13 protein-coding genes are annotated in these 14,248 nt (G+C 71.7%); 11 read left to right on the top strand and 2 right to left on the bottom strand.

Annotation, left to right across the window (positions count from 1 at the left end; all coding sequences use genetic code 11):
• Positions 1-118 precede the first annotated feature (118 nt).
• The 7 genes from H7X46_RS20330 to H7X46_RS20300 all read left to right on the top strand — a co-directional run bounded on the left by H7X46_RS20330 (position 119) and on the right by H7X46_RS20300 (position 6,794).
• Entirely contained in the window at positions 119-1,453 is a 1,335-nt protein-coding gene (locus H7X46_RS20330) for an MFS transporter (protein ID WP_186360912.1), read from the top strand.
• 22 nt (positions 1,454-1,475) lie between these two features.
• A complete protein-coding gene (locus tag H7X46_RS20325) occupies positions 1,476-2,282 on the top strand; it encodes a 5-oxoprolinase subunit PxpA (RefSeq protein ID WP_186360911.1) in 807 nt (268 codons plus the stop codon).
• Positions 2,283-2,308: 26 nt separating this feature from the next.
• Complete coding sequence (locus tag H7X46_RS20320; RefSeq protein WP_186360910.1) at positions 2,309-3,031, top strand: allophanate hydrolase subunit 1; 723 nt, start codon at positions 2,309-2,311, stop codon at positions 3,029-3,031.
• On the top strand, positions 3,028-4,029 hold the full coding sequence (locus H7X46_RS20315; RefSeq protein WP_186360909.1) for a biotin-dependent carboxyltransferase family protein: 1,002 nt from the start codon (positions 3,028-3,030) through the stop codon (positions 4,027-4,029). The genes H7X46_RS20320 and H7X46_RS20315 overlap by 4 nt, the downstream gene beginning before the upstream one ends.
• A gap of 50 nt (positions 4,030-4,079) precedes the next feature.
• Positions 4,080-4,877 carry an SDR family oxidoreductase gene (locus tag H7X46_RS20310; RefSeq protein ID WP_186360908.1) on the top strand — a complete coding sequence of 266 codons (798 nt, stop codon included), beginning with the start codon at positions 4,080-4,082 and terminating at the stop codon, positions 4,875-4,877.
• Positions 4,878-4,896: 19 nt separating this feature from the next.
• Positions 4,897-6,075, top strand: a complete 1,179-nt coding sequence (locus tag H7X46_RS20305) for a pyridoxal phosphate-dependent aminotransferase (protein WP_186360907.1) — start codon at positions 4,897-4,899, stop codon at positions 6,073-6,075.
• Between the two features lie 134 nt (positions 6,076-6,209).
• Positions 6,210-6,794 (top strand): TetR family transcriptional regulator, encoded by a 585-nt coding sequence (locus H7X46_RS20300; RefSeq protein WP_186360906.1) that lies wholly within the window; start codon positions 6,210-6,212, stop codon positions 6,792-6,794.
• A gap of 87 nt (positions 6,795-6,881) precedes the next feature.
• On the opposite strand, the gene H7X46_RS20295 is transcribed toward H7X46_RS20300, so the two are convergent.
• Both H7X46_RS20295 and pruA read right to left on the bottom strand, forming a co-directional pair.
• On the bottom strand, positions 6,882-8,042 hold the full coding sequence (locus H7X46_RS20295) for an FAD-binding oxidoreductase (protein ID WP_186360905.1): 1,161 nt from the start codon (positions 8,040-8,042) through the stop codon (positions 6,882-6,884).
• A gap of 105 nt (positions 8,043-8,147) precedes the next feature.
• Positions 8,148-9,773 (bottom strand): L-glutamate gamma-semialdehyde dehydrogenase, encoded by a 1,626-nt coding sequence (gene pruA / locus H7X46_RS20290; RefSeq protein WP_186360904.1) that lies wholly within the window; start codon positions 9,771-9,773, stop codon positions 8,148-8,150.
• Positions 9,774-9,915: 142 nt separating this feature from the next.
• On the opposite strand from pruA, the gene H7X46_RS20285 reads away from it, so the two are divergent.
• The 4 genes from H7X46_RS20285 to H7X46_RS20270 all read left to right on the top strand — a co-directional run bounded on the left by H7X46_RS20285 (position 9,916) and on the right by H7X46_RS20270 (position 14,180).
• Positions 9,916-10,956 carry a CdaR family transcriptional regulator gene (locus H7X46_RS20285; protein WP_186360903.1) on the top strand — a complete coding sequence of 347 codons (1,041 nt, stop codon included), beginning with the start codon at positions 9,916-9,918 and terminating at the stop codon, positions 10,954-10,956.
• Positions 10,957-11,077: 121 nt separating this feature from the next.
• Positions 11,078-12,802, top strand: coding sequence for a choline dehydrogenase (locus H7X46_RS20280; protein ID WP_222131370.1), 1,725 nt, complete (start codon positions 11,078-11,080; stop codon positions 12,800-12,802).
• A 25-nt stretch (positions 12,803-12,827) separates the two neighbouring features.
• Positions 12,828-13,721 (top strand): LLM class flavin-dependent oxidoreductase, encoded by an 894-nt coding sequence (locus H7X46_RS20275; protein ID WP_186360902.1) that lies wholly within the window; start codon positions 12,828-12,830, stop codon positions 13,719-13,721.
• A gap of 69 nt (positions 13,722-13,790) precedes the next feature.
• Positions 13,791-14,180, top strand: a complete 390-nt coding sequence (locus H7X46_RS20270; protein ID WP_186360901.1) for a cupin domain-containing protein — start codon at positions 13,791-13,793, stop codon at positions 14,178-14,180.
• The last annotated feature ends 68 nt before the right edge of the window (positions 14,181-14,248 follow it).

Here is a 14,248-nt window from a genome sequence, read left to right as displayed (position 1 = left end):
AAACGCGACCATAACCTCATATGAGAACTGATTCGCACTGCTCGCCGGCCGCGATCACGGTGAGAGCACGGCTCCCAGGGGTCCAACGCCGGGCCCCGCGACACCGAAGGTGAACCCCATGACAACGTCAGATCGCCTCGAGCCGGATCCGGTCGAGGTCGTCGTCCCCGACGAGAAGACCGTCCGCAAGGCCACGGTCGCGGGTGCCATCGGCTCCTTCGTCGAGTGGTACGACTACGGCATCTACGGCCTGCTGGTCACCTACCTGGCGGTCAACCTGGCCGGCGGCGCGGAGGCGGGCAGCCTCCTGCTGGCCAACATCGGTTTCCTCGTCAGCTTCATCGCACGGCCGTTCGGCGGTGTCATCTGCGGTTACCTGGGTGACCGCATGGGACGGCGCTCGTTGCTGGCGACCCTGCTGCTGCTGATCTCGGCATCCACCGCGGCGATCGGGCTCCTGCCCACGACCGCGACGATCGGCGTCGCCGCGCCGGTCCTCCTGCTGGCACTGCGGGTGCTGCAGGGCTTCTCGGCCGGCGGCGAGGTCGCCGGGGCGATGTCGTTCGTCGGTGAGTACTCGCCGGACGGTGAGCGGAACTACCGGATGTGCTTCGTCGCCGTCGGCTCCTTCGTGGCGCTGATGTTCGGCAGCGCGTTCTCGGCGCTCCTCATCACGGTGCTCGGTGACGACACGATGACGTCGTGGGGCTGGCGGATCCCGTTCCTGCTGGCCGTTCCGCTCGGCTACATCGGCTTCTACATCCGCAGCCGGCTCGAGGAGACGCCGGTCTTCGCCGCGGCGCGCCGGCAGAACGCGGTGGTGCGCAACCCGCTGCGGGTGGCGTTCACCTCGAAGCGGCACCTGCGGGCGATCGCGATCACGATCTTGCTGCCCGCGCTGAACGGGCCGGGCTACTACCTGCTGTTCGTCTACATGCCGACGTACCTGAAGAAGTCCCTGGGCGAGAACAACTTCTCGATGCTGCAGGCACTGGTGGTCACCGCGATCAGCCTGGTCGCCATCGTCATCTCCATCCCGCTGATGGCACGGCTCTCCGACCGGATCGGCCGCAAGCCCGTGCTGGCCCTGTCCGCGGTGGCGTCCGCGCTGGTCGCCTACCCGTCGTTCCTGCTGATCGCGACCGGGCAGTTCCTTCTCGCGTGTCTCGGCACGACGATCCTCGCGATCGCGTTCGCGGGCCACGCCGCGTCGATCCACACCGTGCTGGCCGAGATCTTCCCGACGAGCGTGCGGTACTCGGCCTACAGCATCGGGTTCAGCGTCTCGACGATCATCTTCGGCGGCAGCGCGCCGCTCGTGATGACGGCGCTGATGGAGGCGACCGGGTCCAACATGATCCCGGCGTTCGCGTGCATCGTGTCCGCGGGCATCACGCTGGTCACACTGGTCTTCGTCGCGGAGACCAAGGGACGTCCGCTGCAGTACAGCTGACACACGACATCCGGGAGACATGATGGGATCCAGCACCGTCGCCGTGGTCGCCGACCTCGGCGAGAGCTTCGGCAACTACACCATCGGCGACGACGACGCCCTGCTCGACCTCGTCACCACGTCCAACATCGCGTGCGGCTTCCACGGCGGTGACCCCCGGGTCATCGACCGGACAGTCGCCGAGTGCGTGGCACGCGGTATCGAGCTCGGCGCGCACCCCGGCTACCCGGACCTCGTGGGGTTCGGGCGCCGGCTGATCGAGGCCACCGAGAACGAGATCCGCACCGACGTGCTGTACCAGATCGGCGCGCTCGACGCGTTCGCCCGCGTGCACGGCGGCACGATCAGCCACGTCGCGCCGCACGGCCGGATGGGGTCGATCGCCCAGACCGACCCGGTGCACGCCCGCGCCATCACCGACGCCGTCGCCGCGTACGACCCGAACTACATCGTCATCTGCCAGCGGGGCCTGCTCGCCGAGGAGGCCCGTAAGCGCAACCTGAGGGTCGGGTACGTCTTCCTGGCCGACCGGGGCTACGGCGACGACGGCATGCCGGTTCCGCGCTCGCACCCGGGCGGCCTGATCCACGACCCCGGGCTGATCGGCCGGCGGTGCGTGCAGGTCGTGCAGGAGGGCACGGTGCGTTCGGTGGACGGCAACGACGTCCCGCTCGGCCACGACGCCGACGTGCTGCTGCTGCACGGTGACCACCCGACGGTCCTGGACAACGGCCGGGCGCTGCGTGCCGCCCTGGAGGCCGCCGGGATCCGGGCGGCCGGCCTGCAGGAGGTCCTGGCCGGGAAGGACCAGCCGGCGCTGGCGGGGTGAACCCGCACGCCGACGAAGATACCGACATGACCGAGCTCGCTGCCGTGATCGTCGAGCCGTTCGGGGACTCGGCGGTCATGGTGACCGTTCCCGGTGACGGCCCGGGCGTGCGCCGGGCGGCGATCCGGCGGCTCCGCGACCGGCTGCTCGCCCGGCGGCCGCACGGCGTGCTGGACGTGGTCTCCGGGATGGAGTCGCTGCTCGTCGAGTTCGACCCGCTGCGAACCGCACCCGAGCACATCGCGTACGCGGTCGAGCTGCTCGCCGAGGTCGGAGCGGGCGCAGCCGCGCCGGGACGTCCGGCCCACCGGTTCACGATCCCGGTCGTGTTCGACGACGTCACCGGGCCCGACCTCGCGGAGGTCGGTGCCGAGCTCGGTCTCGCCCCGGCCGACGTCGTCGCCGCGATCACCGGATCGACGTTCACGGTCGCGCTGCTCGCGGCGGCCATGGCGCCGATGATGGACGGGCTGTCCGTCCCCCGGCCGGTCCGCCGGCGGGCCGAGCCACGCACCGACGTCCCGCCCGGTGCGATCATGATCGCCGGGACGAGCGCGATCATCCAGCCGTTCCCCGGTCCCAGCGGGTGGCGCGTGGTCGGCGAGACCCCGCACACGATCGTCGACATCACGCGCGACGAGCCGGTGTCGTTCGCGCCCGGTGACACCGTCCGGTTCGTCCCGGTCGACCGTGCGCGGGCCGCCCGGCTGCGCGGTGGCTTCCTGCTCCCGGAGGGCGCTGCCCCGTGAGCACGGTCGCGATCGCGGTGACCGGCGCAGGCTGGTCCACCACCTACCAGGACCTCGGCCGGCAGGACGCCGAGCGTCTCGGCGTGCCCACCGGGGGTGCCGCCGACCAGTACTCCGCCGCCGTCGCGAACCTGCTCGTCGGCAACCCGCGGGGCGCCCCGCTGCTGGAGAGCCTCGGCGGTGGGCTCGCGGTCGTCCCGGACGCCGACGTGCTGGTGGCCGTGACCGGGGCGGACAGCCGGGTGACCGTCGGTGGCGCCGCCGTGCCCACGTGGTCACCGGTGCTGGTCCCGAAGGGATGCGAGCTGCGGGTCCACGAGCTGCGGCGCGGCGTGCGCAGCTACCTCGCCGTGCACGGCCGGGTCGACGCGGCGCGGTTCCTCGGCAGCGCGGCTCCGGACCCCCGGATGGGCTTCGGCCAGGTGCTCGGCCCCGGAAGCGAGGTCCGGGTGCGGACGGTGTCGCGCGGCTGGTCGTACGGCCACTTCGGACAGCCCCTGCTGCGCCTGCCGCTCCCGGGGTTCCGGCCGGGTGCGCTCGACCGGCCGGTCGACGTCGTGCCGACTCACGGAGCCGGTGCTGCCTCCGGCATCCGGGAGCTCGTGGCGGACTCGCTCTACACCGTCACCGTCCGGTCCGACCACGTCGGTCTGCGACTCGACGGCCCGGTGAAGCACCCCGACGACGACACCGAGATCGTCTCGCACGGCGTGCCGATCGGGGCGCTGGAGATCCCGCACGCGGACGAGCTCATCGTGCTGGGCCGGTACCGCACGCTCACTGCCGGATACCCGATCATCGGCGTCGCGGCCAGGGCGTGCCTGCCGGTGCTCGGGCAGGCCGGGCCGGGCAGGCGGCTGCGTTTCCGATGGGTCGACCGGGAGACCGCGGTGCGCCGGTCGGCGGAGCAGGAAGCGGCACTCCGCGCCCTGGAGAGTGCGACGTCCGACGCGTTCGCCGCCCTGGGGCTGCCGGGCCCTTGCCGCCCCACCGAATGAGAATATAGTGTCATTTGCGAATAGCGTCGCAGTTCATGGAGAGGTGATCCGTGTACAACCTGGCAGGACGGACCGCGCTGGTCACCGGCGCCGGCAGCGGCATGGGGCGGGAGACCGCCCGGCTGCTCGCCGGTGACGGCGCGGCAGTGGTGCTGGTCGGGCGCCGCCAGGAGCCGTTGGACGCCGCCGCGGAGGTCATCCGCGCCGGCGGCGGCGTCGCGTTGCCGATCGCCGCGGACATCACCGACACCGCCGAGGTGACACGGCTGCTCGAGCGGGTCCGGGCCGAACTCGGCGTGGTCGACGTGCTGGTGAACAACGCGGGCAGCGCCTCGTCGGTGCTCAACCCGCAGTACCTCCCGCACGAGGAGTGGGCCCAGGTTCTCGACGTGAACCTGAGCGCGGTGTTCCGGCTCTGCCAGGCGGTCCTGCCAGACATGCTCGAGTCGGGCACCGGGACGATCGTCACGGTCTCCTCGCTCGCCGCGGTGAACCCCAACCTGCTGGGCGGGGCGGCGTACGGCGCGGCGAAGGCCGGCGTCCGCAACTTCATGACCTTCCTGCACACCACGTTCCGGAACCAGGGCCTGCGCGCGATCACGGTCCTGCCCGGTGAGGCCGACACCCCGATCCTGGACAACCGCGCCCGCCCGCCCGCGGCCGAGGAGCGTGCGCACATGGTGCAGCCCGAGGACGTCGCGGAGGCCATCCGGCTCGCGGTCGTCCTGCCCCAGCGGGTCGTCCTCCAGGAGATCGTCGTCGCGCCGACCCGGCAACGCGACACCGCCACCGACCTCGAGATCAGCCGGCACATCGGCGCCCCGCACCGGCCGGCCACCCGGTCCTGATCCCACCCAGGAGCAGAGCATGTCGACCAGTACCGCACCGGCCGCCTTCGCCCCGGCGGCCGCCGTCGCCCGGATCGCGGCGGCGTCCCGCCGCGTGCAGCAGCCGCAGTCCTCCGACGACCTCGTGTCGCTGGCCATGGGCGAGCCGGACTTCGACACCCCGGCACAGGTGGTCGATGCGGCGGTCGCGTCCCTGCGGGCCGGACGCACGCACTACTCCCCGCTGCGCGGCGAACCCGACCTGCGTGCTGCGCTGGCCGAGCGGATCGGCGGGCTCACCGGCGGGCCGGTGTCGGCGGACGACGTGCTGATCACCCACGGCGGGACCGCAGGGCTCGCCGCCTCGATCCTCTCGATCGTCGACCCGGGGGACCGGGTCGTGTTCCCCGACCCCACCTACTCGCTCTACGCCGACCTGGTCAGCATGGCCGGCGGCGTCCCCGTGCCGGTGCCGCTGGGCGCCGACCTGCACTGGGACCTCGACCGGCTGGCCGACGCACTGCCCGGCGCGAAGCTGTTCGTGTTCTGCAATCCGGGCAACCCGACCGGGATCGTCCACTCCCGGGCCGAGCTCGACGCGCTCGCCGGGCTCCTGGAGGGCACGTCCACGGTCGTCGTGTCGGACGAGGCCTACGCCGACCTCACCTACACCGGCGAACCGTTCACCTCGACGGTGTCGATCGAGGGCCTGCCCGAGCGGACCATCTACTGCCAGACGTTCTCGAAGAGCTACGCGATGACCGGCTGGCGGGTCGGGTACATCTGGGGACCGCAGCCGCTGATCGCGTCGGCGGCACGGATCCACAACACGGTCAACGGGTCGATGAACACCGTCGTGCAGGACGCCGCGCTGGCCGCGGTCCGCACCGCGGACGCCGACGTCGCGGCGATGCGGACCGCCTACGCCCGCCGGGCCGAGATCATGTTCGAGGGCCTGTCCGGGATCGACGGGCTCACCCCGAGCGCCCCGGAGGGCGCGTTCTACCAGTTCCCGCACTATGACCTCGACATCCCGTCGGCCGAACTCGTGACACGGCTGCGCGAGCTCGGTGTCGCGGTCCGCCCGGGCTCGGAGTTCGGAGCGCACGGAGAACACCACCTGCGCCTGTCCTACGCCGCGAGCGAGGACGCCATCCGGACCGGTGTGGCGCGGCTGGCCGAGGGGCTCGACACACTCCGCCGAACCCTGGTGCCGTGACACCGGACCGGCCCGGGACCTCGGGGACGCGGCAGCCGTCGCCACACCGTCGGTACCCTGTGCCGGAAGGACGGCGTGGCCCGGACGACGGGCGCCGACAGCCGTTCACGGGTGAACGGAGGGCTCGACGGGCCGTGCGCAGTGACACGGAGCGGAACCGGCGGCGACTGATCGACGCAGCCGCCTACCTCGCCGGACGGCACGGCACCGCCGTCAAGATGACCGAGGTGGCCGAGCGGGCCGAGGTCGCCGCCGCCACCGCCTACCGGCATTTCGGCTCGGTCGACGAGATCCTCGCCGTGTACCGGTTCGACGTCGGGCTCCGGCTGCTCACGCACAGCCGCCGGTCGGACCACCACGGCCTGCGGCTGCTCGAGGACGTCTGCGCGGAATGGGTCCGCCTCGTCGTCGAGCACGGCCGGGCCATGGTCCACACGCGCTCGGACGAGGGCTACCTCGCCCGGCTACGCGCGGGTGCTCGGCACATCAGCGTCCAGGCCGAGGCGATGGAGCGTCCGATCGCCGAGGCCGCGGCCGAGCTCGGCATCCCGGAACCGGGGGAGGAAGGGCTGTTCCTCTGGAACATCCTGTTCGACCCGCGCGAGATCTTCGATCTGCTCGACACCGTCGGCATGAGCCAAGCAGAGACCACCCGCAGGCTGGTGGCCGCGTTCTGCGGAAGCCTGCGCGGGTGGAGTGCCGGGGCGGCGTCCCGCTGAGTTCGCAGCCGCAGGCCACGACCGACCCGGCTCGCCGCACCCGCCCGAACCCCGTGCCGGGCGGGTGCGGCGTCGCCGGGAGACGGCTCAGCGCACGCCGAGCTCCTGGTAGGGCTCCTCGTCGATGATGCGCTGGTAGCCGAACCGGGTCAGGTCGATGGTGGTGTAGTCACCGTCGACGATCAGCTCGGCGAGGGCGCGGCCGACCCCGGGGGCGTGCATCAGCCCGTGCCCGGAGAAGCCGCAGGCGGTCAGGAAGTTGTCGACCGTCCCCGGACGGTTGCCGATGATCATGTTCCCGTCGAGGCGGTTCTGGTCGTAGTGACCGGCCCAGGTCGACTTGAGCCGCAGCGCGTCGAGGCTGGGGATGCGGTGGGCAAGCGCGGGCCAGACCCGTTCCTCGAAGTGGCTGTTGTCGCGGGGCAGCTCCCTGCTGGCCGGCGTGTCGAAGTCGACCAGCCCGACCGACAGTCCCTCGCCCTCCGAGCGGATGGCCAGGCCGTAGGGGTCCTTGATGAACGGCATGGCCGTGTAGTCGCCGGAAGCCTCGACGTAGTGCTCCTGGCGCGGCATCGGGTCGACCGGCACCGGCATGCCGGCGAGCTCGGCCAGCTGCGGTGCCCGGACGCCGGCGGCGTTGATGACCCAGTCGGCCTCGATGGTGCTCCCGGACTCCAGCTGCACCGCCTCGACGCGGCCGCCGCGGACGGTGAGATCCACGGCGCGGTCGGTGCGGTACTCGGCCCCCAGCCGCTGTGCGGCGCGGCGCAGGCCGTGCAGCAGCGAGTGCGGGTCCAGCCAGCCGTCCCGCGGGGACAGAACCGCGGGCCCCAGGTCGTCGGTCAGCAGGAAGGGATACCGCTGCGTCAGCTCACCGGGATCGAGCCACTCGGCTTCGACACCGAGCTCGACCTGGGTGGCGAAGTTCCGCTCGAACGTCGCCGTGTGCTCGGGTGGGGCGACGAAGAGGTAGCCGTTCTCCTTCCATGCCAGGTCCGGCGCGGTGCCGTCCAGCCCAAGGTAGTCCTGCCAGTTCGCGATGACCTCGAGGGTGTAGCGGGAGAGCTCGATGTTCTCTGGCCGGGTGAACAGCTGCCGTACCCCGCCCGTGGCATGGGTCGTCGCGGCCTCGGTGTAGGTGGGATCCGGCTCGAGCACGGTGACCGCCGTGCCGGGGCTGCGCTTGAGCAGGTGCAAGGCGGCGGCGCTGCCGATGCAGCCTCCTCCGATGATCAGGACGTCGGGCATGGTGATCGGCGCTCCATTCGGCTCGCTGGCAGGATCGTGCGGGTGGGTATCGGCGTCCACGATGGACCCTCGTCGGTGGGGCGGTCGGGCACGACGGATCGGTGGTCAGCCCTCGAGCGCCGGGAAGCGGGCGTCCCGGTCGAGGTCGTGGGTGTGCTTCACCGACCGGGGGCTGACGAACCTGATCGAGTTCCAGACGGTGCCGACCTTGTCGTTCGTGCCCGAGGCGCGGGCACCGCCGAAGGGCTGCTGGCCCACCGTCGCGCCGGTCGGGCGATCGTTGACGTAGTAGTTCCCGGCCGAGTAGCGCAGCACCCGGTCCGCCTGGGCGACGGCTCCCTCATCGTTCGCGAACACCGAGCCGGTGAGCCCGTACCCGGTGGTGCCGTCCACGAGCTCGAGGGTCTCCGGCCATCGCCGGTCGTCGTAGACGTAGGCGGCCATGACGGGCGCGAAGAGCTCCTCCTCCATGAACTCCGAGTGCGGGTCGTCGACCTGGAGCAGGGTCGGGCGGACGAACCAGCCCGAGGCCCCGTCCGTGTGCCCGCCGGCCAGCACAACCTGCTGGTCGCGCGCCCGCGCCAGCGCAGCCTCGTGCTTCTCGAACTGGCTCCGGTTGATGACGGCCCCGAGGTGGACGCCCGGGACCGTCGGGTCACCGACCGCCAGTCCCTCGGTGAGCGCGACGATGCGGTCCCGGACCTCCGGCCACAGGCTGCGGGGGACGTAGATGCGCGAGGCCGCCGCGCACTTCTGGCCCTGGTAGTCGTAGGCGGCACGCACGCAGGCGACGGCAAGTGCCTCGACGTCGGCCGACGGGTGTGCGATCACGAAGTCCTTGCCGCCTGCCTCGCCGACGATCCGCGGGTAGTCGCGGTACCGGTCGATTCCCGAACCGATGGTCCGCCAGATGTGGCGCAATGTCGCCGTCGAGCCGGTGAAATGCACCGCCGAGAGGTCGCGGTGACGGAGGACGGGATCGCCGACCTCACCCCCACGGCCGGGCAGCAGACTGATCACACCGTCGGGCAGGCCGGCTTCGCGCAACAGGCGCAGCGACAGGTGCGCGACGAGGGTCGCGCTCTCCGCGGGCTTCCACAGCACGCTGTTGCCGAGCAGCGCCGGCGCGAACGCCAGGTTGTTCATCGCGGTGAAGTTGAACGGGGAAATCGCGAAGACGAAGCCCTCGAGCGGTCGGTACTCCATGTGGTTGGTGATGCCGGCCGGGGAGTGCGGCTGGACCTGCTCCAGTGCGCCGGCGTTGACGATGTTGGCCCGCAGGAAGTCGACGGCCTCTGCCACGTCACCGTCGGCCTGCGCCGCGGTCTTCGAAAGCTCCAGCATGGTGGCTGCGACCAGCCGTTCCCGCCAGGGGCCGGACTCCAGCATGTCGGCGGCCTTCTGGAAGGGGGCCACGCGATGCGCCAAGTGGGCGCGGCCCCAGTCGCCCGCCGTGTCGGACGCTGCCGCGATCGCCGACTCGATCTCCTCCGAGGAGGCCCGGTGGGCACGGCCGAGCTCGGTCGAGTGGTCGTGCGGGAGCCGCAGCGGGAAGGTCCGCCCGGTTCGGATCTCCTTGCCACCCACGACCACCGGCAGGTCGTGGCCGTGGCGGCAGACCTCGGTCAGTGCGGCTTCCAGCCTGATCCGCTCGGGCGTACCGACGGCGTAGGACCGTGCCGGAGTCGCCTCGGTGAGGAGTTCTGCGGCCCGGTCTACGGGAATCGTCATGTCGGATCTCCCTCGGCGGACGGATCGGGGCGGGACCCCGAACGTTAGGGAGGACCGTCCCCGACCGGCTTCGGCGCGACGCCGGAAACCCCGGCCGCGAGTTCGACAGTTGTAGGATCACCGCACGAGAGGTCAGGTGACGATGGCAGGCGAGCCGGATGTCCAGTCCGCTGTCGACGAGCTCGCGTCGGACCTCCAGCTGTCGGTGCTCGTCGAGGACCGGCAGCAACGCCCGATCTGGTGGTCCACCAAGGGGCCGGTCGATCATGCCCGGACGACGACCATCCTCGGCCGCCACGTCGAGCCGGCAGCGGCGGAGGTCGTGGGCAGCTTCGGCCTCGACCGCGCGACCGAGCCCGTGCGGACCCCGGCCATGCCGGAGCGCGGGATGTGGGCCCGGTGGTGCGTACCGGTGCGCCATGAGGGGCGGCTGCACGGCTACCTGTGGGTGCTCGACCCGGACGGCAAGGTCACCCCGGATCAGCTCGGACCGCTGGTCGACTGCGCCGAGCTGGCGGGGACCGTGCTCGCCCGGCGGACCCGGTCCGTCGAGGACATGCGTCGCCGCCGAGACGCGCTCGTCGAACGGTTGCTGGAGACCTCGGACCCGGAGACGGCGAGGGAACTCGCCGTGTGGGAACGGCTGCCGCTGGACGTTCAGGTGCAGGTCGAGCACCCCCGGAGCCCGGGCGGCTGGGCCCTGGCCGACGACCTGAGCGTGCACCCCGTGACCGGTCGCGCGCGCCGGATGGCGGCCAGTGGGGCCCCGTTACCGCTGATGCACCTGGCCGAGGCCGTCCGCCGGGCCCGGGCGACCGCGCGGGCAATCGCCGCCGGCGCCCGCCCCGAGCCGGCCAGCTGGGACGCGCTGGGCGCCTGGCGGTTGGTCGTCGATGCACCTGCATCGCTGGCTGCTGCCGACGTGCACCCGGGTGCGGAGATCCTCTCCGACCAGGCCCGGCTCGAGCTGCGGACGACAGCGCGGGTCGTCCTGGACCTCGGAGGCGACATGACCACGGCGGCGACCGAGCTCCATGTCCACCGGACGACGCTCTACTACCGTCTCGACCGGATCCAGGAGCTGACCGGGGTGGACCTGCGCCAGGGTGCCGGGCGGACCGACCTGCAGCTGGCCCTCTGGTTGACGGCCTACCGGGAGGCCGGCGGCACCGCGGGGGCGTGAGCCCGGTCCGGCCGGCCGGAGGTCCGGGCCCCGCGTTCGACAACTGTCGGAACGGCTGTGCGAGAGTTCCTCGCCGCTGTCGCAGAGAGCCGAGCGTCGCCGAACCTAGGCTCGGCGCACCGTGACCCGGACCGTTCCGCGGCGACGGCGACGCCGCCGCGACGCGATCCCCGGGCTGCCGCACGACGACCCCGAGGAGCCCGAGATGGCTGCGTCCTACGACTACATCGTGGTCGGCGCCGGTACGGCCGGTTGCATCCTGGCCTCCCGCCTCAGCGAGGACCCGTCGGCGACGGTCCTGCTGGTCGAGGCCGGCGGTCACGACCGCAACCCGATGCTGACCATGCCCGGGGCGCTGCCGTTCGTGTACCAGAACACCCGCATCGGGTGGGGCTACCGGTCCGGTCCGGAGCCGTACCTGGACGGCAGGACGATCGACGAGAAGGCGGGCCGGATCATCGGCGGTGGCTCGTCGATCAACGCGATGATCTTCAACCGGGGCAACCCGCTGGACTACGAGGGCTGGGCCAAGGACGGCCTCGACGACTGGGACTACGCCCACGTCCTGCCCTACTTCCGCAAGTTCGAGTCGTTCTCCGACGGACCCGACGAGTGGCGCGGCGCGAACGGTCCGGTCCATGTGGGACGGGCCCCTGCCGCGCACCGGTTCCACGACACGTTCCTGCGTGCCGGCGAGCAGGCGGGGTTCCCGGTCACCCCGGACCACAACGGTTACCGGCAGGAGGGCATGCACATCGCCCAGGTGTTCATCCACCAGGGTGTGCGCTGGAGCGCGAGCCGTGCCTACCTCCGCCCTGCGGCCTGGCGCCCCAACCTGACCGTGCTGGCGCGGGCCACGGTCGAGCGGATCGAGATCCACGACGGCCGGGCGACGGGGATTCGGGTGCGGGTCGGAACGGACACCCGGGTGATCCCGTGCGAGCGAGAGGTGATCCTGGCTGCGGGGGCGTTCAACTCACCGAAGCTGCTGCTCCTGTCCGGGATCGGTCCGGCCGACGAGCTGGCGCGCCACGGCATACCGGTCGTCTCCGACCGGGCCGAGGTCGGCCGGAACCTGCAGAACCATCCCGGTGTCGACGTCCAGTTCGGGACCGCCTCGGAGGACTCGCTGACCGCGGAGCTGTCGCTCGCCGGCCGCGCGAAGATCGGCGTGGACTGGCTCCTCCGCCGTCGGGGCCTCGGCGCCACCAACTTCTTCGAGTCGGGCGCGTTCCTGCGTACTCGCGACGACGTCGAGTTCCCCAACATGCAGTACGAGTTCCTGCCGCTGACCCGGCGACTGGTCAAGGGCAAGCTCGTACCGGTGCCGGGCTTCCAGGTCTGGATGGACCTGTCCCGTCCGGAGAGCCGGGGCTCCGTGTCGCTCCGCTCGGCGAACCCGCAGGATCCGCCGTCGATCGTGTTCAACCACCTCCAGGCACGCCAGGACCTCGAGGACATCGTGGACGGTGTCAAACTGACCCGCGAGACACTGGTCAAGCAGCAGGCCTGGCAGCGGTTCAGGCCGGTCGAGCTCAATCCCGGTCCCGACGTGACCTCCGACCGCGAGATCGAGGCGTTCGTCCGGTCGGCCTGCAACACGTCGTACCACGGCTCGGGATCGTGCCGGATGGGTGTCGACGACGACGCCGTGGTCGACCAGCACGGGCGGGTCAACACCATCGGGGGCCTCCGCGTCGCAGACGCGTCGATCATGCCGAGGGTCGTGACCGCCAACCTGAACGCACCCGTGATGATGATGGCCGAGAAGCTCGCGGACCGGATCCGCGGCATCACCCCGCTCCCGCCGGGGGACGCGACCTTCTACGGTGGCCCCGAGCGGTGAGCCCCGACCCGAGGGAGACCGAGCAGTGACGCTGGACCTGTCGGCGGTCGTACTGCCCGATGTGGACTGTACGGAGTTCGTCACGCGGATCCGGGAGGCCGAGGACCACGGCATCGAACGGGTCTGGACGTTCGACCACCTCGCCTGGTCGCCCCAGCGCGACCAGGACTGGTTCTCGATGGTGCCGATGCTCGCCGCTGCGTTCGTCTCGACGACGACCGTGCGGCTCGGGCCCCTCGTCGCCACCCCGAACTTCCGGCACCCGGTGCCGTTCGCCAAGGAGATCGTGACGCTCGACCGGATGTCACACGGGCGATTCGAGCTCGGAATCGGGGCCGGTACCGAGGGCGACGACTCGTACGTGCTGGGCGAGCCGGCGTGGTCCCGGAAGGAGCGCACGGCCCGGTTCGGTGAGTGGACGACCGTGCTGCTCGGTGCCCTGGAGGAGGATCGCTTCTCGGCCGACGGCTGCTACTACTCGGCTCACGCGGCGCGGTTGCTCCCCGCCTGCGTGCAGCGGCCGCGGGTGCCCGTGACCGTCGCCGCCACCGGCCCGGCCGGGATGCGGATCGCGGCGCGGCACGCCGACCGGTGGGTCACCAACGGTGCCCCCGGCCCGGTGGAGGACCTGGAGTCGTGGCTCGGCACGGTGTGCGAGCACGTCCGGCGCTTCGGTGCGGTCGCCGCCGAGCACGCACCCGGTCGGCGGATCCGCCGGACCGTGCTCGTGGGCCTGGCGAACCGGTCGCCCCTGCAGTCGGTGCAGTGCTACGACGACGTCGTGGGGCGCCTCGAGGAGGCCGGTGTCGACGACGTGTGCCTGCCCTGGCCGCGTACGGACGGGGCCGGCATCCCCCGGGCGATGCTGGACGAGATCCTGGGCCGGCATTGTCCCGGCCACCGAGCCGGGGCCCGCTGAGCATCCCGGGACGGCCGGTGCCGGCACCCGGGAGCCAGAAACATTCCAGCAGCAGAGGAGCTGAATCGGATGCAGGAGATCTTCGGACAGCCGTCGGGGAACGCGAGCCGCGAGCGGACCGTCGTCGTGCGGGGCGATGCCGGTGACTGGGAGGAGTCCGAGGTGGCGGGCTTCCGTACCCGGACCCTGTTCCAGGACCCGGTCGCGGGCGAGACCACCACCCTCATGCAGATGGACCCCGGCGCGTCCGCGGCCGTCCACTCGCACGAGCAGATCGAACAGATCTACGTCATCGAGGGATCCTTCTCCGACGACGCCGGCACCTACCGCGCCGGGGACTACCTGGTCCGCCCGCCTGGGGCCGACCACGCGACCTGGAGCGAGGAGGGCGGACTCGTCCTGCTCGTTTACACCGACCCGCGTACGGGCGGTGCGGGGTCCGCTGCCCGAGCGCAGTAACGGGGATGACGAACGACCAGCTGTCGGACGCTCGCCGCCAAGTTCAGACAGGCGGAGGAAGACCGCGA

Source organism: Pseudonocardia sp. C8, from assembly GCF_014267175.1.
In the GTDB taxonomy this organism is placed as follows: domain Bacteria; phylum Actinomycetota; class Actinomycetes; order Mycobacteriales; family Pseudonocardiaceae; genus Pseudonocardia.
This window is presented reverse-complemented; position numbering and strand designations above follow the sequence as displayed.

Bases quoted from the DNA above. Each gene is read 5' to 3' on its own strand.
- H7X46_RS20295 (WP_186360905.1), bottom strand. From the start codon at position 8,042: ATGCCCGACGTCCTGATCATCGGAGGAGGCTGCATCGGCAGCGCCGCC.
- H7X46_RS20320 (WP_186360910.1), top strand. From the start codon at position 2,309: ATGACCGAGCTCGCTGCCGTGATCGTCGAGCCGTTCGGGGACTCGGCG.
- H7X46_RS20285 (WP_186360903.1), top strand. From the start codon at position 9,916: ATGGCAGGCGAGCCGGATGTCCAGTCCGCTGTCGACGAGCTCGCGTCG.
- H7X46_RS20325 (WP_186360911.1), top strand. From the start codon at position 1,476: ATGGGATCCAGCACCGTCGCCGTGGTCGCCGACCTCGGCGAGAGCTTC.
- H7X46_RS20270 (WP_186360901.1), top strand. From the start codon at position 13,791: ATGCAGGAGATCTTCGGACAGCCGTCGGGGAACGCGAGCCGCGAGCGG.
- pruA (WP_186360904.1), bottom strand. From the start codon at position 9,773: ATGACGATTCCCGTAGACCGGGCCGCAGAACTCCTCACCGAGGCGACT.
- H7X46_RS20305 (WP_186360907.1), top strand. From the start codon at position 4,897: ATGTCGACCAGTACCGCACCGGCCGCCTTCGCCCCGGCGGCCGCCGTC.
- H7X46_RS20330 (WP_186360912.1), top strand. From the start codon at position 119: ATGACAACGTCAGATCGCCTCGAGCCGGATCCGGTCGAGGTCGTCGTC.